This window comes from Desulfovulcanus sp. (assembly GCF_982781345.1).
Window position 1 is genome coordinate 1 of the sequence record NZ_CEYAEZ010000028.1, and the last position, 22,101, is coordinate 22,101.

The following is a 22,101-nucleotide window of genomic DNA, read 5'->3' on the forward strand; positions in this document are numbered from 1 at the left end:
CGCTCTTCGAGAACGTAGAAATAGCAAGGGTTTTAATAAGTCAGAAAGTTGAGTTATTTATATTTTGCCAGTATGTCCAAATCCTCCAGCGCCTCTCTGGGTAGGAGTTAGATTGTTTACGGGAATAATATTAGCCGTATAAACAGGCATAAACACCAATTGAGCTATGCGTTGGCCCCTGGATACGATTCTTTGCTCCGGTGAGGTATTGAGAAGAGAGACAATTATTTCCCCGCGATAATCCGGGTCAATAACCCCGACTCCTTGGCTAACAACCAGCCCTTCCTTTGTGCCTAGACCGCTTCTGGAAAATACAAAACCAGCAATGCCAGGCTGGGTGATTTCAATGGCAATGCCGGTGGGAAAAGCATATCTGTTCCCAGGTTCAAGGACAATTTGAGCCTGGTCAATACAGGCTCGCAGGTCAATCCCTGCAGAATAAGGGGTGGCATAGCGGAAGTTTTCACTGGAGCAAAGTTCACTCAAAAATTTAACTTTAACATCAATTTTGCAATTTTTGTTCATTGTTTTTTTACCTTTTTAAGTTGTTTTTTTTGAATACTCGTAATACGTAAGTTTCAGATAATTTTTCTTGTAACTTTAAGCAAGTGCGTGCCTGAGCTTGACGTGGCCTTGTAATGGCTGGCAAGAGATTATAAAATATAAGGAGAAGGCTATGCGCCCTTTAAAAGTCTACAGTGTAATTCCAAGGCTGCCGGAAGAATTAATGCCTTTATGGGATTTGGCTTATAACTTTTGGTTTACCTGGAAGCATGAAATCGCTGAGCTTTTCAGTCAGATAGATTACGGGTTGTGGAGAAGAAGTCAGCAGAATCCTGTCTGGTTTTTAAATCACCTGGAGCAGGAGAAACTGGAAACCCTCGCCAAGGACGTTTTCTTTTTAGAAAGACTTAGGCATATTAAAAACAGTCTGGCTGAATATAGAAACAGTTCAGATAAGGGATTATCGAAGTTCTTTGAGTCTGAATATCCCGTGATTGCTTATTTTAGTGCGGAATACGGACTTGCCCTTTGTTTGCCTATTTACTCAGGGGGACTTGGGGTTCTAGCCGGCGATCATTTAAAGTCGGCCAGTGATTTGAATTTGCCCCTGGTAGGAGTGGGGCTTTGTTACCAACAGGGCTATTTCAGGCAATACCTGACCCACGATAGCTGGCAGCAGGAAAGATACCCCATAAATGACTTTGAGCAGATGCCTCTTGTTCTGGAAAAAAATGAACAAGGACACCCATTGAATGTTCAAGTGCAGTTAGCCGGACGTGTGGTCAATGCCCGGATTTGGCGTGCGGATGTTGGCCGGGTAAATCTGTATCTTCTGGACACCAATGTGCCAGAAAATGATCCTCTCGACAGGAAAATCACCGGCCAGCTTTACGGCGGTGATCTTGAAATGCGTTTAAAGCAGGAGATTGTTTTGGGCATTGGCGGGGTCAGGGCATTAAAGGCCTTGGGCCTGGCCCCGAGGGTCATCCATATGAATGAAGGACACTCAGCTTTTGCCGTTCTGGAGCGGATCAGGGTCTTTATGCATGATTTTGGTTTGTCTTTTGAATCTGCCCAGGAACTTGTAGCCTCAAGTAGTATATTTACCACGCATACCCCTGTTCCGGCTGGAAATGATCGCTTCCCCCCGGACCTAATGCAAAAATATTTTGAAGAGTATGCCCAGGAATTAGGTCTGGCGTTTAAGGTTTTTCTGGCTCTGGGTCGCGAAGATCAGCATGATGATCAGGAGCCTTTTTGTATGACTGTTCTGGCTCTTCGTCTGTCTCGTTTCAACAATGGGGTGAGCAAGTTACACGGTCAAGTGTCCAGAAATATGTGGAAGAAAGTCTGGCCCCAGTATCCTGTAGATGACGTCCCTATTGGGTCCATTACCAATGGAGTGCATATTCCCTCTTGGGTGGCTCCGGATATTTCTTACCTGTATGACCGCTACTTGGGCTCAAACTGGCGTGAGGATCCTGATTGTGAGCGGGTCTGGCAGCAGTCTGAAGCAATCCCTGACGCAGAACTATGGCGGACCCATGAGCGATTAAGGGAAAGGCTGGTAGATTTTGTCCGTTATCGTTTGAGAGAGCAGATTCTGGCCAGGGGAGGGCGCAGGTATGAGCTGGAACTGGCAGAAGATGTCCTTGACCCGGCAGCTTTGACTATTGGTTTTGCCCGCAGATTTGCCGCGTATAAAAGGGCCAATCTTATTTTAAGGGATGTGCAACGGTTTTTAAATATTATCCAGGATACAAAACATCCGGTTCAGTTTATTTTTGCCGGCAAGGCCCATCCCAAAGATGAGGAAGGCAAGAAGATTATTCAGCAAATTGTTCAACTCTGTCAGAGAGTGGACTGTCGTTTTAGTGTTGTTTTTCTGGAAGACTATGATTTAGAGATTGCCCGGTACATGCTCCAGGGGTGCGATGTATGGTTGAATACCCCACGGCGACCTCTGGAAGCCTGTGGAACAAGTGGAATGAAAGCAGTGGCCAATGGAGTGCTTCATTTTAGTACCCTGGATGGATGGTGGGCCGAGGCGTACCAGCCCGGTAACAGTGTGGGCTGGGCCATTGGTAGCGGAGAAGAGTACGAAGATAGCGACTATCAGGACTTTGTAGAAAGTCAGATCTTATATAATATTTTAGAAAAAGAAATTATTCCTCTTTTTTACAATCGAGGCCATGGTAGTTTGCCCCGTGAGTGGATCAAGAAAATGAAAAATGGACTTAAGCTTTTAGCTCCAATGTATAATGCTCATCGCATGGTGGAAGACTATGTGCGGTTTGCTTATTTGCCAGCTTATAAAAATTATTTGGCACTTTCTCGTAACGATTTTGCCCCGGCCAAAGATCTGGCTGCCTGGAGAATGGAGTTAATGACCAAGTGGAGTGATGTGAAAATCAGGAATGTACGTTCTCAAAGCTTTGACGAAATTTTTGCCGACGATAGAATCCGGGTCGAGGCGGAACTCTTTGTCAATGGCTTGCGCCCAGAGGATGTCAGGATGGAGATTTATGCCGGAGCAGTGGATGTGGAAGGCAATTTCACAGACCGCAAAACAGAAACCATGCAGCCCAAGAGTCAGACCGGTGATGGCTGGATTCTCTATGAAGGGTACATAACACCTGATAATACAGGCAGATTTGGCTTTACAGTCAGGGTTCTTCCTTCTCATCCACTTCTTTTAGACCCACATTGCCTGGGCCTCATTCATTGGGCACAGTAACGCGTGAAAGAGGAAGTTAGGAAGTTGAGAAGATAAGAAGTTAAGATAGGCACAACACATAGCTTCTTTTCAACAACCAATCATCCTGGCTTTCCAGCCTCATAACCTCTTAGATTTATCAAAGTTAAAGTCGTGAGTGTGAAAAAGAAGATCAGAGCAGATATTTTACTATATGAACAGGGCTTGGCTGAATCCAGAGAAAAAGCCAAACGACTGATTATGGCTGGCCAGGTGTTTATGGAAAAGGATGGCCGGCAGGTGCTTGTTGCCAAGCCTGGTCAGAGCGTGGAACCTGGAGTTCGTTTAAAACTCAAAGAACAGGACCGATTTGTCAGTCGAGGAGGCTATAAGCTATTAACAGCCATAGAGCACTTCAAGGTGGAGGTTGACGATAAAATCTGTCTGGATGTAGGCGCGTCAACCGGGGGGTTTACTGATTGTTTGCTCCAAATGGGGGCACAGAAAGTTTACGCCCTGGATGTAGGGCATGGTCAGTTGCATTGGAAGCTGCGGCAAGACCCGCGAGTGGTTAATTTGGAAAAGATAAATATCCGGTATGCTCCATCTGATTTGCTTCCAGAGCCGGTACAGTTGATTGTTCTGGATTGTTCCTTTATTTCCTTGCGCCTGACTTTGCCTGCGAGTTTAAAGTTTCTGGCTCCAGGAGGCGAGGTTATTGCCTTGGTTAAACCTCAGTTTGAGGTGGGCCGGGGACAGACCGTTAAAGGTGTAGTCAAATCTCAGGAAAAGATAAATGAAGTTTTGAATAGTCTGGTTCATTTTGCACAAAATGAGCTTGGTCTCGAATTCTTGGGCTCTGTTCCGGCCATGATCAAGGGCCCAAAAGGGAATCAAGAATATTTGGTTTATTTTAAAGCAAAAGTATAGTGTGTGGATGTTAAACATATTGGAGGTTAGATAAAACAACTCAATAAAGCTGAAGCTCGGAGCTGAAAGCTTTTCTTTGGGTGGCAGTTAGTTTCTAGTCATGACTCACGGTAAAAAGCTTTGGGCCGCGATTTAAATTGAGCTTCTACTTAATAGAAGAGGGTAAGATATGCATAAAGTTTGTCTTACGAATCCAGAAACCAGAATTCAGAAGCCTAGAACAGAAAAGAGACTAAATAGAATCAGTCAGGTGCTGGCCAGACGGCAGAAAGACTTGACTCTGATTATTAATAATGTCCACGACCCGCATAATGTCTCAGCAATTTTACGCAGTTGTGATGCCTTTGGAGTGCAGAAGGTCCACCTTTATTATACTCAAGAGGCCTTCCCTTGTCTGGGGAAAAAGTCTTCGGCTTCAGCCAAGAAATGGGTGGATTGTATAAGGCACAGACAAGCAAAAAAAATGGTTACTGAGCTCAAAGAACAGGGGTTTAAACTGGTGGGCACCGGCTTTAGCAAAAAGGCTGTTCCCTTGACTGAATGGGATTTTACAAAACCAACAGCCGTTATTCTTGGCAATGAGCATAGAGGCATGGATGAAGAGTTACTTGCTCTTGTACCTAATGAACTTTATATTCCCATGCAGGGCATGGTGCAAAGTTTGAATGTTTCTGTGGCTGCAGCCATAATCTTATACGAGGCCTGGAGACAGAGACAGGCTAAGGGAATGTATGACCAGCCGTCTTTTTCTGAAGAAGAACTTAAAGAGTTGTTTGAGCAATGGGCCATGAAGTGAAGGAAGATGGGAAAATGAGAGGTTAAGAAGTTGAGAAGATGGGGAGAAGACTGAAGGTAACAAGGGATGAATAAGGAAAATATTTATCTGATCGGGCCAAGGGCATGTGGGAAGACCACATTAGGCCAAGCCCTGGCTCATCGGCTTGATTTACCTTTTGTGGATACTGATATTTATATTCAAGATAAGATGGGCCAAAATATTTCGGGGATAGTGGCTAAGAAGGGATGGGACTATTTTCGAGATATAGAGGAACGATCGTTTAAGGAGATAAGTAATCATGGACCGCAAGTGGTTTCTACTGGCGGTGGGATCGTCTTACGCCCGGCTAACAGGGAGATTTTAAAGAGTTCCAGGTATGTATTTTATTTGCATGGTCAGGTGGAGCTTCTGGCGCAAAGACTGAGAAATGATAATGATAGCAATATGCGCCCGGCTTTAACTGACCTCTCTCTTGAGCAAGAGATACAGGAAGTTTTGAGAGAAAGAGAGCCGCTTTATCGGCAATGTGCCAAGCTGGTTCTTGATGCCAGCCTGAGTATTTCTGAACTTGTGGAGACGTGTGTTAAAAAACTAAAAGGCTAAGAGGCGAAGATGGGTGATACTTACGGCCGTTTTTTTACTTTGACTACGTTTGGGGAATCTCATGGTCCGGGCCTGGGGGGAGTAGTCCAGGGTTGTCCAGCAGGGATTCCTTTGTCTGAGGAAATAATTCAAAAGGAGCTGGATAAAAGAAAACCCGGTCAGGGGATTTCTTCTACGACCAGAAAAGAAAAGGATCGGGTTAGGCTGCTCTCTGGTGTTTTTGAAGGGAAAACCACGGGGACGGCCATTGGTTTTTATATTGCTAACGAAGACCAAAGGTCCAGGGACTACAGCAAGATAAAAGATGTGTTCAGGCCAGGCCATGGCGACTATACTTATACGCAAAAATTTGGAATCAGAGATTATCGGGGTGGAGGCAGGTCTTCAGGACGAGAGACAGTATCACGAGTGGTAGGCGGAGCCATTGCTCAGGAAGTATTGCGTACCAGAGGAATCCAGGTTTTTGCCTATACTGTAGAATTGGGAGGTATTCCTGTAGAGGTTAAAGATATTCAGGCTGCAGAAACTTTACCATTTTTTAGTGCTGACAAAAACGTGGTTCCCAGGTGGGAGCAAAGGGTCAAGGAAGTTCGTGCAGACGGTGATACCCTGGGCGGAATTGTAGAGATAATGGCCACGGGGGTTCCTGTGGGATTGGGCGAGCCTGTTTTTGATAAATTAGATGCACGGCTGGCCTACGCTTTGATGAGTGTTGGGGCTGTAAAAGGAGTTGAGATCGGACAAGGGGTTCAGGCATCAAGACTTCTGGGCAGTGAAAATAATGATCCTATTACCCCTGATGGTTTCGCAAGCAATAATAGCGGGGGGGTATTGGCGGGCATTTCTTCTGGCCAGCCCATTATTTGCCGGGCAGCAGTAAAGCCTATTCCTTCTATTGCCAAGCCACAGCAAACCATCAATAAGGATAATCAGCCTGTAGAGATAAATATTGGCGGTCGTCACGATATTTGCGCTATTCCCCGTATTGTTCCGGTACTTAAAGCTATGGTTCTCATGACTCTTGCTGATATGCTTCTTTTACATGAAGCAAGGCGTAGCTGGGTGAGTGGATAGTTAGCGTGTAGCTGAGTGATCTATGTCATTAACTCAAGGCGTGCGGGAGAAACAAATTTTAGCGAACGCAGCAGACGAATAGCAGCGAGAGAATAATTTTTAAGTCAATAGAAAAGTTTATTGGGGCAAGATGATTTTTTTATTTAAGAAGATCGTTTCCCGTCTGTTATTTCCCCTTCCTTTATGTGTGGAAATTTTGGGCCTGGGCCTCTTGTGCCTGCTATTCAATAAAAAGCGGGCCGGCAAGATATTTATTTTTGTGGGTTTAAGTTTACTTACGGCAATGAGTATAGGACCTGTGGCCGACAAGCTTCTTAGCCCATTGGAGCATAAATATCGTCCGTTACAAGAAGTTCCTCAGGACGTGGAATTCATAGTTGTTCTGGGGGGAGGTCATGATTCTGAGCCTGTTCTGCCGCCTAATTCTCAGATTGGCCGTTCAGCATTGGCCAGGGTAGTGGAAGCCCTGCGTTTAAAAAGCAAACTGCCCAAGGCAAAAATTATATTCTCCGGAGGCAGGTTAAACGATCCCCAGTCCAATGCTTTGGTTATGGCCCGGGTGGCCAGGATCTTGGGTTTGAAAGAATAGGACATGATTTTAGAAGCAGAGTCTAAAGACACCAAGGACGAGGCCAGGCTATTAAAAAACATCCTTCAAAACAAATCATTTGTCCTGGTTACCTCTGCTTCACATATGCATCGCTCCATGCTTTTATTTCAGGCCCAGGGCTTAAACCCCATTCCTTCTCCAACAGATTATTTAGCCAAAGAGAAGAAGAGATATAATCTCTGGGACTATTTCCCCAGTAGTGATGGCTTGGAAAAGATGGAGCGAGTTTTTTATGAGTATTTAGGTTTGGCCTGGGCCAGGCTTAGAGGACAGATATGATATGCTTTTCTCATCCGGAGTAGAAACACCGATCTGGCTACCGCCCTTGGTGGCCTCAATCATATCCTTTTTTACCTCTATGGGGGGTGTCTCCGGTGCTTTTCTACTTCTTCCCTTTCAGATGAGTTTTCTTGGCTTTACTTCGCCGGCAGTGAGCGCGACTAATCAGCTTTTTAATATTGTGGCCATACCTCCGGGTGTGTATCGCTACCTTCAAGAAGGGCGGATGGTTTGGCCCTTGGCCTGGGTGGTTGTGCTGGGAACTTTGCCAGGGGTGTTTATCGGAGCCATTGTCCGGGTTGTATATCTGCCAGATCCCAAAAATTTTAAGTTTTTTGCCGGGCTGGTCCTTCTCTATATCGGGACTAAGATGATTAAAGAGTTGCTCAGACCCGGGCACGGGATGAAAAAGAGCAGCGAACAAAAGTTTGAGCGGTTGATTAGGGAATTCAGGCAGAAAAAAAGAGACCTGGGAAGGGACTTGCCCATTGTTAAAGTACAAAAATTTTCTTTGAATAAAATCTGCTATGAATTTTACGGACAAAAATTTGAGTTTTCAACTTTAGGCATTTTTAGTTTGAGTTTTGTTGTGGGCATTATCGGGGGGGTCTATGGGATTGGCGGTGGTTCCATAGTGGCCCCGTTTTTTGTTTCATTTTTTCGCCTACCTGTTTATACCATCGCTGGGGCAGCCCTAATGGGTACTTTTGTCACCTCCATCGCCGGGGTGATTTTTTATCAGGCTATTGCCCCTTTTTATCCTCACCAAGCAGTTTCTCCAGACTGGCTTTTGGGGCTTTTGTTTGGCCTTGGTGGCATGGTTGGGATGTACTTGGGAGCTCGTTGCCAAAAGTATGTTCCAGCCAGTTGGATCAAAGCTATGCTCAGCGTAATAATTTTCTTTACAGCCTTGAAATATATCTGGGGATTCTTGAGGACGCTGGGAACCTAAAATTTAAAATACGGTTATTTGCATACCCATAGGGATACTCTGTCTAGATTTTTAAATATGTAAGAGCTGGTTGAGCCCATAAATAGTTTAGACATGGTGCTTTGATGCCCTCCTGTTCTACCCATGGCAATAACAGCATAGTTATTGTTCAGGGCATGTTTGAGGATTGTATGGCCTGTGTTTTTACCCCGGACGACCTCTTCTTCTATCAACTGCTCGGGAAAGTTGTTGTTTACGAGTTGTTTTTTTGTTTTGTTGATAATTTCACTAACAGCAGTGGAAGAATTGTTTTGAACATGGAAAATTGTAATCTTATGCTCTGTATGTTTTTGCATGATAAAGCCTACATGGTCGGCCACGCAAAGGCTTTCTGGAGTCCCATCAGTGCATAAGAGAATGTTTTGGCGGTTTTTTTCTGGTTTACGACAGATCCAGAGGGGGAAATCAATTTTTTTATTAAGGACCTGTTTACTCACACTATCTTCAATCAATTCTTCCAGAAGAGATATCCCTCTGCGTCCTAATAAGAGTGCATCATAGAAACCACTTCGGGCATAAAATACAATATCCTGCGCTGTCGATGTCTGTCTGAATTGAAAGTCTTCTTTTATTTGTTCTGCACGAAATCCATATTCCAGCAACATCTTTTGGGCCTTGTGCAAGGCTTCAAAACCATGACGTTTATAGGTTGCGGCCAAGTGTTTGGCTTCTGTTACATTTTGTCCTGCGCTTGGATCCAGCACAATATTTTTCCTGGGATTAGGGGCAATATACAATAGATCTATAAGCAAATCCTTTTTGTTTTTAAAAAAATAAGCTAGAAAACATATGGCATATTGAACAGTGTAATCTTTACTGACAGTTATGAGCAGATGTTTTTTCATGAGTTTTTTAGGTCCGGGCCTTTAATGTGGCGTTGTTTTCGGCCTTTATATGTTTGACTACACGAGTTTATTAATCATAGTGCCGCGGCCTTCGTAGGCGGCACGCAAAATCGATGTTTGAAATTCCTGGTCTTGATTAACCAGACTGTTTTGATATTGATTAGAATCCATACGGTCCAGTGTTTTCTGGATCAGTTGTGCCCCAAATTGATTTTGTTTGAGGCTTTGAGTGAACATCTCCATGGAGAAACTGGTTTGTACGTCCATATTCTCCTCCCAACTTAGGCCGAAAACAACACCTATTCTATTAATCGGATGATTTCACTAAATCAGTAGGGGAAAAAATCAGTTCTTGTCAAACCAGGTTCTTTGCGTTTAATGGATTTCCAATCTCGATTGTCCAATCTTGAAACCCTCCAAATCTTCTAACCATCTAATAATATGCAACGATTTAAGCTTGTTAGTGAATTTAAACCACAGGGAGATCAGCCCAAGGCTATTGATACTCTGGTCAGAAATATTGAGCAAGGGATTTCAGACCAGATTCTTTTGGGTGTGACTGGCTCAGGAAAGACTTTTACCATGGCCAATGTAATTGCCAGGTGTAATAGGCCCGCCTTGATTATGGCCCCGAACAAGACCTTGGCTGCGCAATTATTTAATGAGTTCAAGGAACTTTTTCCGCATAATGCCGTGGAATATTTTGTCAGTTACTATGATTATTATCAGCCAGAAGCCTATTTACCTCACACGGACGTTTATATCGAAAAGGATTCCTCTATTAACGAGGATATTGATAAACTCCGCCACTCGGCCACCCATGCCCTGCTTACCCGGCGAGATGTGATCATTGTTGCTTCGGTTTCCTGCATTTATGGGCTGGGATCACCAGAATATTATGCTCAGATGGTCATCCCTGTTGAACAAGGGCAAAAAACTAGTCTGGAAGAGCTCATGTCCAGATTGATTGAAGTGCATTATGAGCGTAATGACTATGATTTTCATCGGGGAACTTTTAGGGTCAGGGGAGATGTATTGGAGATCATCCCCGCGTATAGACATGAACAGGCCCTGCGTATTGAGTTTTTTGGAGATGAAATTGATGGTATATACGAGACAGATCCTTTGACCGGCGAGATAAAGGGACAGATAAAAAAGACAATGATTTTCCCGGCCAGTCATTATGTATCTGACCAGGCCAATCTCAAGCGTGCCATGGACGCCATCAGGGAGGAACTCAGGGAAAGACTTCTCTGGTTCAAGAACCAGAATAAATTAGTAGAAGCCCAGCGTTTGGAGCAAAGAACACAGCTTGATCTGGAAATGATTGAGGAGATGGGCTATTGTAATGGGATTGAAAATTATTCAAGGCATTTGGATGGCCGAAAACCCGGTCAGCCTCCGGCCTGTTTGCTGGATTATTTTCCAAAGGATTTCCTTTTGTTTGTTGACGAATCGCATATCACCATCCCTCAGATAGGGGGCATGTATTGTGGAGATCGCTCCAGAAAGAAAACTTTAGTTGAATTTGGTTTTCGCTTGCCTTCAGCTTTGGATAACAGACCCTTAAATTTTGACGAATTTTTAGCCAGAATAGGCCAAACCGTTTATGTCTCAGCTACGCCTGGAGACTGGGAGATGGAGAGGTGTGCAGGGGTCGTGGTCGAGCAGATTATTCGACCCACTGGATTGGTGGATCCGGAAGTGGAGGTTAGACCTACAAAAGGACAGATGGATGACCTGATGCATGAGTGTTTGATGCGAGAACAAAGAGACGAACGGGTGTTGGTGACTACTTTGACAAAAAGGATGGCCGAAGATCTGACTGAATATTTGCAGGAAAGGGGTATCAAAAGCAAATACATGCACTCTGATATTGATACTTTGGAAAGAGTGGCCATTATCCAGGCCTTAAGACAGGGGGAATTTACGGTTTTAGTGGGTATAAATCTTTTGCGTGAGGGTTTGGATTTGCCAGAGGTTTCACTGGTGGCTATTCTAGATGCAGATAAAGAGGGATTTTTACGCTCTTACCGTGCCCTTATCCAGACATTCGGCAGGGCGGCAAGAAATATTTCCGGAAAAGTTATCATGTATGCTGACACTATTACCCGGTCTATGCAAAAGGCTATGGAGGAGACAGAGCGGAGGCGTAATAAACAGATAGAATTTAATAAAGAGCACAATATTATTCCGCAGACTGTTAGCAAGAAGAAAAGCAATGTCCTTTATGATTTTTATCATCAGGATACGGATGTTTCTCAGGCTAGTGTAGCTGAAAATCTAACAGGATATAATCTGACTCCGGAAGAAATAGAAAGGCGGATTAAAAATCTGGAAAAGCAGATGCGTCAACTTGCCAAAGAACTGGAGTTCGAACAGGCTGCAAAGGTGAGGGATGAAATTTTTAGATTGAGGCAGATGTTGTTGGAGATGTGAAATTTATTTGTCAGTTAGGGACAAAAGACCAGGGGGCAAGAGGGTTGTATTTTGGTTGGCTATTCAAATATTAAGCCATTTATTATTAAACTATTCAACTATCAACAAGGATAGAGATTGAAAAAAATTGGTTTACTTGGCGGAAGTTTTAACCCCGTGCACATTGGGCATTTGCGTCTGGCTCTGGAAGTGGGAGAAAAAATGCATCTGGATGAGGTCCATCTGGTCCCGGCCTACATTCCTCCCCATAAACAGACGAAAAATGTTCTGCCTTTTGAGTGGCGGGTAAAGATGCTCGAACAGTCTATTCAGGGCGTGGACGGGTTAAAGTTAAACCTGATGGAAAAGGAAAGGCCGGAAGCATCCTATACTTATGTTACGTTAGAGACTTTCTTCCGCCGTGAGCCTGAAACAGAGCTTTTTTTTATCCTGGGAAGTCTGGATCTATTGACAGTCCCTCAATGGTTTAAAGGCAGAGACCTTCCTTATCTGGCCAATTTTGTTGTTGTCGACAGGCATGGCCAGACCGAAGATGAGATTCATGAGTTTGTGACCAGTTTTTGGCCGGTGGACAAAAACATTTCTGGAGGATGGAGTTTACACCGGGGGAAGAAAATATTTTTTCTCTCTCTTCCCCGTTTGGATATAAGTTCATCCCTGGTTCGTCGCAAGTGGTTGCATGGTGAAAACATCACCTTTCTCGTACCCAGGCCAGTGGAAAAGTTTTTGGATGAGAACAGGGAAGACGTTGTTTTCTATTGGAAAGGTTGAGAGGTTAAAAGATTAAGAGGTAAAGATGTTAGGAGAAAAATAAGGACTTTAAACAATCTATTAACATTTACATTTTAGCCTTTTAAAGGCTGTGACCAAATCTTTTTATCAACTTAATTCCCATGCTTTATTCCAGTCTTGGTTCCTTTCATGCTGGTACAAAGACTTGGACGCATCTAAACCTTGCTTGCGGACAGAGCATAATGGGATATTTTAGGTAAACAAATATTCTTTTTATTATCGATAGTTATGGTCAATATCGCAAAGTATTTAGTCTAACCATCCCGATGCACTGCTTTTCCGCAAGCTTCGTCAAGATGGGTTACCCAAGCCGTTTGTAATGCATTTCAGAAACCAAGACTTTCAATCAGCGGTGAAAATAGGGTTTGGCTACAGGCCTTCTAACCTTTTTTCTCTTTAATCGTACTTCACTGCGCTTATGCGCATGAGTTTTTCCCATTTATGAAAGGCCTGGATACGTCTAACTGTGCCGGTTTTACCGCGAATGACTAGGGAATGGGTCACAGCGCCATCTCCGGTATAGCGCACGCCCTTTAAGAAAGTTCCCCCGGATATGCCTGTTGCCGCAAAAAAGACATCTTCACTTTTGATCAGGGAATCAACAGTGAAGATCTGATTCAGATCATATCCAAGCTCTGCCAGGGCCTTTTTTTCGTGCTCTTTTTGAGGGTCAAGCTTGGCCAGAATTTGTCCTCCCAGGGCCTTGATGGCACAAGCTGCCAGCACGCCTTCTGGGGTACCGCCCGTACCCATCATTATGTCGACCTCAGCCAGGGGGTCTACTGCCATGAGTGCACCAGCTACATCGCCATCTGTGTGCAGTTGGATTCTTGCTCCGGCCTGGCGGATTTCCTGGATCAGACTTTTGTGCCTGGGTTTATCCAGGACAAAGACTACCAGGTCATCTACATCTTTGCCCAGGGCCTTGGCTGTATTTTTCAGGTTTTCTTCAACCGGAGCATTGATATCGACCACATCTTTGGCCTCGTGGGGGACGACTAATTTTTTCATGTAATAACTTGGACCCGGATCATACATGGTCCCTTCAGGTGCTACTCCCACTACTGAAATGGCATTAGGCCGCCCAAAGGCCAGGAGATTGGTTCCTTCTACAGGGTCAACTGCCACATCAACCCTCGGGCCCATGCCTGTGCCCAAAGTTTCCCCGTTGTAAAGCATCGGGGCCTCGTCCTTTTCTCCTTCACCAATTATAACTTTGCCTGCGATGTCTATACTATCAAAGGACAGACGCATGGCATCCACAGCAGCCTGATCTCCGGCATTCTTATCTCCTTTTCCCAGCCATCGGGCTGAAGCCAGGGCTGCTGATTCTGTAACTCGCACCAGATCAAGAGCTAAATTTCTTTGGGGGGCTTCCATTTTTGCCTCTCGGATTGAATTATAAAGTGGTTTGTAGATTGATTCTACCAGTTAATATTTGATTTAACCATTTAATCATTCAATTTAATCAACAAGCTTACTTTTCACAAATTCAACAATGTTTTCAGGAGTGAAACCATATTTTTGGGCCAGTTCTTTGGCCGGGGCAGAATCTCCAAAATGGTCAAGGCCAAAGACTGCTCCATCTAAACCCACGTATTTGTACCAGATATCTGCGCGTCCGGCCTCAATGGCAAATCTTTGCCGGACATTATCCGGGAGAAGAGTTTGTTTATACTCTTCATCTTGCTCGTCAAACAGCTCCATGCACGGGACACTGATAACCCGAACTTTTTTGGGCTTCAATAGCTGCGCTACTGACATGGCCAAGTGGACTTCTGAACCGCTGGCCATGAGGATAACTTCCGGATCGTGATCTGGTGGGTCGAGTAATATATAGGCTCCTCTTTTTACCCCATCTTCTATCTGTGGATACTGGTTTAGATCCAGTATGGGTAAACCCTGGCGAGTAAACAAAAGAACACTCGGACGATTATCCTGTTTTAACGCCAGAGAAAAACAGAATTTACTTTCGTTAGCATCAGCAGGTCTGAAAACCAGGAGGTTAGGGATAAGACGCAATGAGCTGATATGTTCCACAGGTTGGTGAGTAGGGCCATCCTCGCCTACATAAAAGGAGTCGTGAGTAAAGATATGCAGGACAGGCAGTTTTTGCAGAGCGGACATGCGAATGGCACTGCGTTCATAGTCAGAAAAGACCAGAAAGGTGGCCCCCAAGGGAATTATTCCGCCATGCAAAGCGAGGCCGTTTAAAATTGCGCCCATGGGAAACTCTCTGACTCCAAAGGCTAGATATCTTCCCTGTGGGTTAGTATTACTATTAAAAATGCCTGCTGTTTCCCTGAAATGAACAGTCTGGTTTGATGGATCAAGATCGGCTGAACCGCCCATAAGATTAGGGATTTGGTCTATGAGCTTGTTAAGACATTGACCAAATGCCTTGCGTGTGGCCAGGGGTTTTGCCGGATCAAATTCGGGCCAGGAGAAGTTCCTATCATTAGCCGGAGTGTGGATAAATTCCCAGAAGTTGGCTATCTCGCGGTTTTTGTTCAAGTTGTTTTTTAATGTTTCTTCCCATTCTTTTGCTTGTTCGCGCAAGCTGGGGAAACGGCTCTGGAAATGGGCTATAACTTCATCTGGCAGGTAAAATTCTTTATCCACGGGCAGACCGAGTTTCTCTTTGGTTGCCTTGATCTCTTCTGGTGAGAACGGAGAGCCATGAGTGGTCTCACTGCCTTCTAAAGTGGCACTGCCTTTGGCCATTGTAGTATGACCTATAATCAGGGTCGGTCTGTTTTTTTCTTCTCTGGCTTGCCTGATCGCCGTACGAATTTGTTCGTGATCATGTCCGTCAATTTCAATTACCTGCCAGCAAAAACCTTCAAAAATCTTTTTGTAGTTGGAACCGTCGCATCTGGAAGTTGGGCCAGCGAGCTGTATTTTATTGCTGTCATAAAAAACGATCAGTTTGTTTAGTGCCCAAAGTCCTGCCAGAGCAGCACTGCCAAGGACAATGGGTTCTTGCAGGTCTCCATCTGATGCAAGAACATAGGTGAAGTGATCACACGTATCTGAGCCAAGTTTGCCCCGTAAAAATGATTCGGCAACAGCCATGCCTACAGCCATGGCAAAACCCTGTCCAAGCGGACCGGTCGTGGCTTCCACTCCAGGAGTCAGATCGTGTTCAGGATGTCCTGGAGTACGGCTACCCAACTGACGAAAATTTTTCAGATCCTCTATCTTTAAGAAGCCGCAAAGGGTGAGCAGACTGTACAGGAGCATGGACTCATGTCCAGCGGAAAGGATAAAGCGGTCTCGATTGAACCATTCAGGGTTATCCGGATCGAAATTTAAAAATTCTTTGTACAAAATATAGGCAAAATCAGCTGATGACATCGCCCCTCCAGGATGGCCAGAGTTGGCCTTCCTGGTAGCATCCATAATCAGACCTTTGATAATGTTTACTGCTTTTTGATCTAATGTGCTCATTGTTTATATAGGGTTAATGGTTTTAAAAAATGAAACGGAGAGACGGGGAAACGGAGAAGTGGATAGTAGGATAAGGCCTTCATAGCTTCTTCCTTCCCGGTTCCTCCGATTCTCCTTTTCACCTTTTCAATTAATAATTTGTGTGGCCCGGTACAAGCTGCCCCTGCTGTCAACAATAAAAATGGTTTTAGTCAAGTAAAAATTTTCCCTTTTACCTGAAACCGTGAATTTTTTTCTTGGCATTGACCGGAGGACAGCACCGAAGCAGCCTTCAAGTCGCCAGCTGCTTCCGGTCTGTGTGCGTCTGCGGTTAAGAAAGAAAAAGCAAAATCCTAAATTACGAGAAGCACCTATATTGCATGTACAGCTGCACTAACTAACTCAACTTTGGACTTATTTCACATCCTGTAATTACTGAACTATTGAAGAGTGCATTTTATTCAATGCGCTCGAAAATCAACTCCGAAAGTTGAATAACTACTCTAAAGAATCAATAAGCTGGATGCGGCGCAAGTGTCTTCCTCCCTCGAAGCTGGCCTCTAAAAAGACGTCCACAATGCTTTTGGCCAAGTCTATTCCAATAATTCTGTCTCCGAGGCAGAGAACATTGGCATCATTATGCATTCTGGCCATTCTGGCCATATACTCGTTGAGACAAAGCGCAGCTCTGATACCCTGAAAACGATTGGCAGTTATAGACATCCCAATGCCTGAACCACAGATAAGAATTCCCAGGGTCTGTCTATCAAGGACCTCCTGGCAGAGTTTGCGGGCATAGACAGGATAATCGCAGCTGTTTTCATCTTTGGTGCCAACATCAATTATTTCATATTTGGGGCTTAAATAAGCTATCAGCTCTTTTTTTAAACCAAGTCCTGCGTGATCAGAACCAAAAATTATGGGTTTGGAAGTCATTTTGTTCTCCTTTTGTGATTTACAACGCTGTAATTTGCCCCGTCCTGGCATTAGGAAATGTCAGGCAGCCAGTATGGAATAAGGCATATCCGTTAAAGTCAATAAATTTTAGGCAAGTTGGTCTTCTTCAAATTTTTGCTTCCTGCGTTGAATCAATTCTTGCCTGATTTCTACAAGCTCCTTTTCTAAATGGGCAATTTCGTCCTTTAAAAAAGATATTTGTTTAAGCGCAAGGTCTGTCTCTGGCTCAGAGGTGTCAAGTGAGCCCGGAGGAAATTCCTGAATTTGGGCATAGATGCAGCGGCCAAGATTAGTGTATTCTTGATCCAGCCTTTTTTTTAGTTGTTTAATTTCCCATTGCCGGCAGATTTTTATAACTGACCATTTTAGTTCAGCAAAGAGTACTTTCCAGCCGGTTAGTATAAGCCTTGTTATTTCCCTTAACGACGGTACGTTTCCTTTTTCAGAACTACTTTCACTTGGTACTTTTTCCATAATTTCCTCCTTGCTCCCACAGTGCAAAAATGAATTTTTTCATGGGAGTCTTAACATTTAAGTTTTAAGCTGTTTTAAAGAGTTGGATGAGTTAATTTGTTGTCAAAGGTGCAAAATTTGTTTTTACATAGACATTCTCCTTGTTAGACCTAAAACTTAATAAATTTTTTCTGCGTATCTCCTGGTAGGTTAAGAGCCAGTTGTTGCTTCTCCCAGGGTATTTTTTTTATTTGCAAGGATTTGATTCTGATGACTGCCTGTTCGGACTTCGGTAAGAGAAGGATTATTTTTCTGGCGTAGGCATCGTTTTGTTCCTGAGTATATTGGTTGAGTTTTGCCTGCCATACGTCACCTGCTAAGAAAATTGGCCGGGCCTGTTCATTTAAAGCCAGTGCTTTTACTTTGCTCCTGGTGTTGAAGCTAAATATCCAAAGTCCATTTTTAAATTCGACTTTGTCAAACTGGCTAGGAACAATTTTACTATAATGGCCCAAAAGGATCATGGCCAACTCTTTAAGGTTGAACGGAGTTGGATAGCCCAAGGCAGTAGCCCCTTTTTGGCCATCAGGATGAAAGTAAAGAGTTTTAAGGGCAGGAAAATAGGCTTGCCAAAGGTATTTATCTTCTCGCCACAGGGAAAGTGTTTGACCTATTCCTGCCTCTATATTCATTCGAATGGGATAATTCAGATTCCCCCATATTGTGGCCAGGATCCGGTTTTTGCGGCAGGCAGAAAAATAATTAATGCTGGTTTTAATTTTAAAGGATAGGTCATCTTGTGTCTGATTCCTCCAGAACCTGGACCAGAGTGTAGAAGGAGATTGTTCAGGAATTGGTTTTTTAGGGGTACAACCTAAAAAAAGAATTAGAAATAGAAGAACAAGTGCTTGTAGTCTGTAGTTCATGGCCCGTGGTTCGTGGCTCGTGGTGCGCAGCTTGTAGTTGTCAGTTTCCATCTCTAATTTGACTTCCTGTCCCCCTGCTTATTGTCTCGTGCGTCCTGCTCCCTGCTTGCAGCCAATTCATCAATTTTTTTCTTGATGGCTTCTATGTTTCTGGGTTTAAGTTCCAGGGCTTTTTTATACCCCCGCAGGGCTAGGTCTGGCTTGTTTAGAGCTTTAGCAATATCTCCATAATGTTCCCAGATGGTTGGGTCCGGGGTGTCTTGGACAAATTGAATGGCCCTATTTATTTCTTGCCAGGCCTTTTCAATCTTATGTTGTTTAAAATAGACCCAGGCCAGCGAGTCCAGGTAATAACCATTGTCAGGGTCAATTTTTAAGGCGTTTTGAATCAGAACGAGTGCCCGATCCAGGTCCTTGCCCATCTCTGCCAGAGTGTAGCCGACGTAATTGAGGGCCTGATCATGGTCAGGATGACTGGCAATGATTTTTTCCATTGTTGTTATGGCCTGTTCGCGCTTGCCCATTTTATCAAGAATTACTCCCCGGCGGAATAAAAGTTCTGGTTCATCGGGCCATTTTTTTAAGGCCTTATCCAGAATTTTTATGGCCTGCGTAAATTTGTTTTTGATCTCATAAATGTTAGCCTGCAAAAGCCAGAACTGATTTTGGCGGGGGAATTTTTTTTGGCCCATGCGAGTTAAACTCATAGCCTGTTCGAGTTTGTTCAGTTGCATTAATAACTGGATGCGAAAGAGGAGGGCCTGATGGAAAAATTTGTTATCCTCTGGAATTTTGTTTAAAAAATCCACTGCCTTTTGTGCGTCTTGGTCTTTTTCATAAGCCAGAATAGCCAAATAAAAATAAGTACGGGCTGGGAAATCTTTTCGGGACATGATTTCGGCAAGAATTTTTTGTGCATAGGAGTAGAACTTATTGGAGATGAATTTGTTTACTGCCTCCAGCTTGAATTGTTCATGTTTTGGGCCTTTGTCCACAAGGAGCATGGCTTTGTCGGGACTGTTTAATTTCAGGTTCAAATCAATAAGTCTTAAAAGTAACTCAGGGCTCTCTTCGCCCATTTGCAACAAGTGTGCGTAGGTCTTTTCAGCTTCCACATAGTCTTTGTTTAATTCGTAAACAAAGGCCAATTCTGCCCAGGCTTCTATGAATTTTGGATCAATCTGAACGGCTTTTTTTAAGAATTGTACAGCCTTATTTTTAAGTCCCAGTCCGCTGCTGGCCCGACCAAGGTAATAATACATGATCTTGGTTCGCCTTGGAGGTGGAACTTTTTTTAGCAGGTCCAGGGCTTGGGCGTATTTTTTGTTCTGGACATAGATAGCAGCTAGCTCCTGATAGATGGGGTAGTCTTCTGGACTGACCTTTAAATATTCTTCTAAGGTGGTGGCTGCATGGTCAAATCTCTTCTCCGCCAGGTAAGATTTAGCCAGGGACAGGTAGAGGTCTCTGGATTGGGGGAATTTTTCGATACCCTCTTTAAGGGTGGTTCTGGCTTCACTGAATTTGAGATTCTGCCAATAAAAATTGGCCAATTCCAAATATAAGAATGGGGATGGGTCCAGTTCCAGTGCCTGTTTTAGAGCTGCCTCTGCTTGAGCATACTTTTTTTCATCCTTCAGTTCTTGGAATTGTAAATAATAAAAGGAGGAGCGGGCTTGTGGTGAGAGTTCAAGTGCTCCTGGACTTGCACCTTGATTCTTGGGCAAACAGGATGCCATCAAGTTTAGAGAGATGATAAGGATAATGATGATTTTACTCATTGTTGATAAGACTTCCTGTTTGCTATTTAGTATTTGTTTTATAAAATTCAGTCTTGTTAAGACTATGCTTATTTAGCATTTCTGTATTAAAGGTCTGATTTAATTTTTGATAAATGATTTTACCTATTTTCAAGCCACAGCGTATGAATTCAGGGCCATACAGCCTACCAGTTAGTGTTCGAAAGGTAGGCTCTATAAGTTTTATTTTTTCCAGCCCCTGAGGAAATCTGGCAATAATTTCCTCTATGGTCCATTCTTCATAATTACATATTTCCCACAGGGTGGTCACAAAATTATCTGGCCCCCAGCGGAATTTATCCGCATCGTATAAGACATTGCTTAAAAAAAGGCTTTTATCATCTTCACAGGGCGAAATTTCTTTGAAAGCCTCATGGTTTTTTATTGCCAGGGTGATTGCAGCCATGTCTGTATCATCTAAAGGGTAATTTTTTAAAATTGTTTTGCAGAACAGGGCCCCTTTGAGGGCATGGTCAGGCTCCAAACGACAAATATCGTGTAAGAGTCCGGACATTTGAGCCAGAAGGCAGAGGTGTCTTAGTTCGGCATGTGGCAAATATTTGCCTTCGATAAGAACCAAGGCACCGGCCTCAATACTTACTTTTTTGGAATGTTCAATACCATGTCCATAGCGATCATGTAAAAAAGGCAAGACATCCTCACGTAGGCGAAAGATTAAGGGATGGTTGAAGAAGAAGTCCTTGGCCTTGGACAACTCAGCTGCGAAATCGGAGTAAAACTGAGGAATAAAATTTTGAGCCAGAATTCTAGCTTCTTTTTTTAGGGCATTAAATTTTTCAATCATTTAGAATCCAGTCTTCGGAGAAGTCTTCAATATTTTGTTTTAAATGGGCTTTGATCTTTTGCAGTAACCTGGCTTCAATCTGGCGGACTCTTTCGCGGGTGATCCCGTATTTTTCGCCTATTTCGCGCAAAGTCAGAGGACTTTCAGCCAGCAGGCGCAGTTCCAGAATATCTTTTTCCTTTTCATTTAATTTGGGGATAAGGTCCTGGAGGTTTTGCTTAAGTAAATTGGCAGTTTCCTGCTGCAAGAGCTTATCCTCAATGCCTGTTCCCAGAGCCGGGATAAAGTTTAGAGGCGTAACATCCCCATCCTCGCCATATGGCATATCCAAAGAAAGGTCTTGCTGACTAAGGCGTTGTCCCATTTCAACAACATCAGCTTTTGAGACCTGGAGGTTTTTAGAAATGGTTGAGGAGTCAGCAGTAATCCCCATGGACTCAAGGCGCTGCTTTTCCTTGGCCAGGTTGTAAAAAAGTTTGCGTTGGGCTTGGGTGGTCCCGATTTTAACCATGCGCCAATTGTCCATGATAAATTTGAGGATATAAGCCTTGATCCAGAAGGCAGCATAGTAGGAAAACTTTATGCCCTTGTCTGGGTCAAATTTTTGCACTGCCTTCATTAAGCCCACATTACCTTCTTGAATAAGGTCCAGCAGATTTTTCATCCATTTACGCTGGAAGTCCATAGCTATTTTCACGACCAGACGGAGGTTAGAAGTAATCAATTTAAAGGCCGCCTCCTGGTCGTTTTCCTGACGGTATTTTCTGGCCAGTTCAAACTCTTCTTCAGGAGTGAGCACAGGGAACCTGCTTATTTCCTGGAGATAGATTTTAAGTGGATCTGCAGGAACTGGAGGTGTCGAAGATGATGGAGGAAGAACAAAGTTTTCGGGTAAATTGTCAGTGTTTTTTTTAGGGACGTGGATATCGCTATTTTCTTTTTTTTCTTTATTTTTGGACATAATTTTGAAAGCTTTTTTTCGGGTTAGGGTCCTTGGTTTAAAGAGTCTGTGGCCAAAACTTACTCAGGCGACAATTTTTCATAATTTTTTTCAATTCTGATTTCTTTCATGCTGGTGCAAATGCCTGGACCCATCTATAGCTTGCTTGCGGGCAGAGCATAAGGTACATTTAGGATAAATGAATATTCTTTTTATTGCCGATAGTTATGGCAAATAGTCCCAGAAATTTAG

At 43.7% G+C, this 22,101-nt stretch carries 19 protein-coding genes and 1 pseudogene; 9 read left to right on the plus strand and 11 right to left on the minus strand.

Annotated elements, in window-relative coordinates:
* Positions 1–57: 57 nt before the first annotated feature.
* Positions 58–525 carry a dUTP diphosphatase gene (gene dut / locus AC3WVG_RS06060; protein ID WP_488797272.1) on the minus strand — a complete coding sequence of 156 codons (468 nt, stop codon included), beginning with the start codon at positions 523–525 and terminating at the stop codon, positions 58–60.
* 151 nt (positions 526–676) lie between these two features.
* Between dut and glgP the strand changes: the two genes are divergently transcribed.
* From glgP to AC3WVG_RS06095, 7 genes and pseudogenes are all read left to right on the plus strand, one after another.
* Positions 677–3,241 (plus strand): alpha-glucan family phosphorylase, encoded by a 2,565-nt coding sequence (gene glgP, locus AC3WVG_RS06065; RefSeq protein WP_488797273.1) that lies wholly within the window; start codon positions 677–679, stop codon positions 3,239–3,241.
* A gap of 138 nt (positions 3,242–3,379) precedes the next feature.
* Entirely contained in the window at positions 3,380–4,129 is a 750-nt protein-coding gene (locus AC3WVG_RS06070; RefSeq protein ID WP_488797274.1) for a TlyA family RNA methyltransferase, read from the plus strand.
* Between the two features lie 169 nt (positions 4,130–4,298).
* A complete protein-coding gene (locus AC3WVG_RS06075) occupies positions 4,299–4,925 on the plus strand; it encodes a TrmH family RNA methyltransferase (RefSeq protein WP_488797275.1) in 627 nt (208 codons plus the stop codon).
* 66 nt (positions 4,926–4,991) lie between these two features.
* A complete protein-coding gene (gene aroL / locus AC3WVG_RS06080; RefSeq protein ID WP_488797276.1) occupies positions 4,992–5,510 on the plus strand; it encodes a shikimate kinase AroL in 519 nt (172 codons plus the stop codon).
* 9 nt (positions 5,511–5,519) lie between these two features.
* Entirely contained in the window at positions 5,520–6,584 is a 1,065-nt protein-coding gene (gene aroC / locus AC3WVG_RS06085; RefSeq protein WP_488797277.1) for a chorismate synthase, read from the plus strand.
* Between the two features lie 283 nt (positions 6,585–6,867).
* Positions 6,868–7,473, plus strand: a pseudogene (locus tag AC3WVG_RS06090) (ElyC/SanA/YdcF family protein).
* A 1-nt stretch (position 7,474) separates the two neighbouring features.
* Complete coding sequence (locus AC3WVG_RS06095; protein ID WP_488797278.1) at positions 7,475–8,425, plus strand: sulfite exporter TauE/SafE family protein; 951 nt, start codon at positions 7,475–7,477, stop codon at positions 8,423–8,425.
* Between the two features lie 14 nt (positions 8,426–8,439).
* On the opposite strand, the gene AC3WVG_RS06100 is transcribed toward AC3WVG_RS06095, so the two are convergent.
* Complete coding sequence (locus tag AC3WVG_RS06100; protein ID WP_488797279.1) at positions 8,440–9,309, minus strand: universal stress protein; 870 nt, start codon at positions 9,307–9,309, stop codon at positions 8,440–8,442.
* A gap of 57 nt (positions 9,310–9,366) precedes the next feature.
* Positions 9,367–9,576 (minus strand): hypothetical protein, encoded by a 210-nt coding sequence (locus AC3WVG_RS06105; RefSeq protein ID WP_252380589.1) that lies wholly within the window; start codon positions 9,574–9,576, stop codon positions 9,367–9,369.
* Positions 9,577–9,750: 174 nt separating this feature from the next.
* Between AC3WVG_RS06105 and uvrB the strand changes: the two genes are divergently transcribed.
* The gene (gene uvrB, locus AC3WVG_RS06110; RefSeq protein WP_488797280.1) at positions 9,751–11,748 is read left to right on the plus strand and encodes an excinuclease ABC subunit UvrB; all 1,998 of its coding nucleotides are present in this window, start codon (positions 9,751–9,753) and stop codon (positions 11,746–11,748) included.
* A gap of 117 nt (positions 11,749–11,865) precedes the next feature.
* Entirely contained in the window at positions 11,866–12,519 is a 654-nt protein-coding gene (gene nadD / locus AC3WVG_RS06115; RefSeq protein ID WP_488797281.1) for a nicotinate (nicotinamide) nucleotide adenylyltransferase, read from the plus strand.
* Between the two features lie 417 nt (positions 12,520–12,936).
* On the opposite strand, the gene glpX is transcribed toward nadD, so the two are convergent.
* From glpX to AC3WVG_RS06155, 8 genes are all read right to left on the minus strand, one after another.
* A complete protein-coding gene (gene glpX / locus AC3WVG_RS06120) occupies positions 12,937–13,920 on the minus strand; it encodes a class II fructose-bisphosphatase (protein ID WP_488797282.1) in 984 nt (327 codons plus the stop codon).
* A gap of 84 nt (positions 13,921–14,004) precedes the next feature.
* Complete coding sequence (gene tkt, locus AC3WVG_RS06125; RefSeq protein WP_488797283.1) at positions 14,005–15,990, minus strand: transketolase; 1,986 nt, start codon at positions 15,988–15,990, stop codon at positions 14,005–14,007.
* A 477-nt stretch (positions 15,991–16,467) separates the two neighbouring features.
* Positions 16,468–16,905, minus strand: a complete 438-nt coding sequence (gene rpiB / locus AC3WVG_RS06130) for a ribose 5-phosphate isomerase B (protein WP_488797284.1) — start codon at positions 16,903–16,905, stop codon at positions 16,468–16,470.
* Between the two features lie 108 nt (positions 16,906–17,013).
* A complete protein-coding gene (locus AC3WVG_RS06135) occupies positions 17,014–17,400 on the minus strand; it encodes a hypothetical protein (RefSeq protein ID WP_488797285.1) in 387 nt (128 codons plus the stop codon).
* Between the two features lie 149 nt (positions 17,401–17,549).
* Positions 17,550–18,356, minus strand: a complete 807-nt coding sequence (locus tag AC3WVG_RS06140) for a hypothetical protein (RefSeq protein ID WP_488797286.1) — start codon at positions 18,354–18,356, stop codon at positions 17,550–17,552.
* Between the two features lie 2 nt (positions 18,357–18,358).
* Positions 18,359–20,086, minus strand: coding sequence for a tetratricopeptide repeat protein (locus tag AC3WVG_RS06145; protein WP_488797287.1), 1,728 nt, complete (start codon positions 20,084–20,086; stop codon positions 18,359–18,361).
* A gap of 22 nt (positions 20,087–20,108) precedes the next feature.
* Complete coding sequence (locus AC3WVG_RS06150; RefSeq protein WP_488797288.1) at positions 20,109–20,909, minus strand: HD domain-containing protein; 801 nt, start codon at positions 20,907–20,909, stop codon at positions 20,109–20,111.
* Positions 20,902–21,870, minus strand: coding sequence for a sigma-70 family RNA polymerase sigma factor (locus tag AC3WVG_RS06155; RefSeq protein ID WP_488797289.1), 969 nt, complete (start codon positions 21,868–21,870; stop codon positions 20,902–20,904). The genes AC3WVG_RS06150 and AC3WVG_RS06155 overlap by 8 nt, the downstream gene beginning before the upstream one ends.
* Positions 21,871–22,101 lie beyond the last annotated feature (231 nt).

Bases quoted from the DNA above. Each gene is read 5' to 3' on its own strand.
- dut (WP_488797272.1), bottom strand. From the start codon at position 525: ATGAACAAAAATTGCAAAATTGATGTTAAAGTTAAATTTTTGAGTGAA.
- glgP (WP_488797273.1), top strand. From the start codon at position 677: ATGCGCCCTTTAAAAGTCTACAGTGTAATTCCAAGGCTGCCGGAAGAA.
- AC3WVG_RS06075 (WP_488797275.1), top strand. From the start codon at position 4,299: ATGCATAAAGTTTGTCTTACGAATCCAGAAACCAGAATTCAGAAGCCT.
- aroL (WP_488797276.1), top strand. From the start codon at position 4,992: ATGAATAAGGAAAATATTTATCTGATCGGGCCAAGGGCATGTGGGAAG.
- aroC (WP_488797277.1), top strand. From the start codon at position 5,520: ATGGGTGATACTTACGGCCGTTTTTTTACTTTGACTACGTTTGGGGAA.
- AC3WVG_RS06095 (WP_488797278.1), top strand. From the start codon at position 7,475: ATGCTTTTCTCATCCGGAGTAGAAACACCGATCTGGCTACCGCCCTTG.
- AC3WVG_RS06100 (WP_488797279.1), bottom strand. From the start codon at position 9,309: ATGAAAAAACATCTGCTCATAACTGTCAGTAAAGATTACACTGTTCAA.
- AC3WVG_RS06105 (WP_252380589.1), bottom strand. From the start codon at position 9,576: ATGGACGTACAAACCAGTTTCTCCATGGAGATGTTCACTCAAAGCCTC.
- uvrB (WP_488797280.1), top strand. From the start codon at position 9,751: ATGCAACGATTTAAGCTTGTTAGTGAATTTAAACCACAGGGAGATCAG.
- glpX (WP_488797282.1), bottom strand. From the start codon at position 13,920: ATGGAAGCCCCCCAAAGAAATTTAGCTCTTGATCTGGTGCGAGTTACA.
- tkt (WP_488797283.1), bottom strand. From the start codon at position 15,990: ATGAGCACATTAGATCAAAAAGCAGTAAACATTATCAAAGGTCTGATT.
- rpiB (WP_488797284.1), bottom strand. From the start codon at position 16,905: ATGACTTCCAAACCCATAATTTTTGGTTCTGATCACGCAGGACTTGGT.
- AC3WVG_RS06135 (WP_488797285.1), bottom strand. From the start codon at position 17,400: ATGGAAAAAGTACCAAGTGAAAGTAGTTCTGAAAAAGGAAACGTACCG.
- AC3WVG_RS06140 (WP_488797286.1), bottom strand. From the start codon at position 18,356: ATGGAAACTGACAACTACAAGCTGCGCACCACGAGCCACGAACCACGG.
- AC3WVG_RS06145 (WP_488797287.1), bottom strand. From the start codon at position 20,086: ATGAGTAAAATCATCATTATCCTTATCATCTCTCTAAACTTGATGGCA.
- AC3WVG_RS06150 (WP_488797288.1), bottom strand. From the start codon at position 20,909: ATGATTGAAAAATTTAATGCCCTAAAAAAAGAAGCTAGAATTCTGGCT.
- AC3WVG_RS06155 (WP_488797289.1), bottom strand. From the start codon at position 21,870: ATGTCCAAAAATAAAGAAAAAAAAGAAAATAGCGATATCCACGTCCCT.